Genomic DNA, 1253 nt, shown 5'->3' with positions numbered 1-1253 from the left:
GTCGTTTTCAGAAGACGGCTGCACTGAACGTCAGAAGCCGACTGCACTATAGCAGCGGAGGGGTTGGATCCATCAGGCAACGACGGGCTGCTGCCGGCCATCAGCGGACGCAGGGAGGACTTTCCGCAACCGGCCGTTCGATGCGGCACCGATGGCCTTCGCGCAGGGGTAGTGAATCCGCCAGGATTGACTTGCGCTGCCCTACCTCTCACTAGTGAGGGGCGGCAGCGCATCAAGCGGTGAGCGCACTCCGGCACCGCCAACTTTCAGCACATGCGTGTAAATCATCGTCGTAGAGACGTCGGAATGGCCGAGCAGATCCTGCACGGTTCGAATGTCGTAACCGCTGCGGAGCAAGGCCGTCGCGAACGAGTGGCGGAGGGTGTGCGGTGTGGCGGGCTTCGTGATGCCTGCTTGTTCTACGGCACGTTTGAAGGCGCGCTGAAAGGTCTGGTCATACATGTGATGGCGACGCACGACACCGCTCCGTGGATCGGTCGAATGCGTGTGCTGCGCAAAAACCCAGAACCACGGCCAGGAATGCCCGGCGCGCGGATACTTCCGCTCAAGGGCGTCGGGAAGCGCAACGCCGCTGCGGCCCTCGGCCTGGTCCTTCAGCCACCATGCCCGTGCACGCGACAGCTGCTCGCGCAGGCTGGGTGCCAAGCTCTCGGGTAACATCAAGGCCCGATCCTTGGAGCCCTTGCCCTCCCGCACGATGATCGTGCCGTGATCGAAATCCAGATCCTTGACCCGCAGTTGCAAACCCTCACTGATCCGCATGCCCGTTCCATACAGAAGCTGGGCGAACAAACGATGCTCGCCTTCCAGAAAACCGAGGATGCGAACCACTTCATCCGGGGTCAGCACCACCGGCAAGCGCCGCGACGGCCGAGGTCTTCCGATCTCCTGAAGCCAGGGCAGATCCGTGCACAGCACCTTGCCGTAGAAGAACAGCAAGGCCGCCAATGCCTGACGATGCGTGGAGACCGAAACCTTGCGCTCGTTCGCCAGCCAGGACAGAAATGCCTCGACTTCGCTGCTGCCCAAGGTTGCCGGGTGACGCACACCGTGGAAACGGATGAAGGCACGAACCCAGTTGACATAAGCCTGTTCGGTTCGTAAACTGTAATGCAAGTAGCGTATGCGCTCACGCAACTGGTCCAGAACCTTGACCGAACGCAGCGGTGGTAACGGCGCAGTGGCGGTTTTCATGGCTTGTTATGACTGTTTTTTTGTACAGTCTATGCCTC

General features: G+C 60.7%; 1 protein-coding gene. It reads right to left on the bottom strand.

Translation table 11 applies throughout. From position 1 onward, the window contains the following. Positions 1–201 precede the first annotated feature (201 nt). The gene (gene intI1 / locus PSF42_RS20705; RefSeq protein ID WP_000845054.1) at positions 202–1215 is read right to left on the bottom strand and encodes a class 1 integron integrase IntI1; all 1014 of its coding nucleotides are present in this window, start codon (positions 1213–1215) and stop codon (positions 202–204) included. Positions 1216–1253 lie beyond the last annotated feature (38 nt).

It is taken from the genome of Providencia sp. PROV032, assembly GCF_028484875.1.
In the GTDB taxonomy this organism is placed as follows: Bacteria; Pseudomonadota; Gammaproteobacteria; order Enterobacterales; family Enterobacteriaceae; genus Providencia; species Providencia rettgeri_E.
The sequence above is the reverse complement of the archived record's forward strand: the minus strand, read 5'-3'. Positions and strand labels throughout refer to the sequence as shown.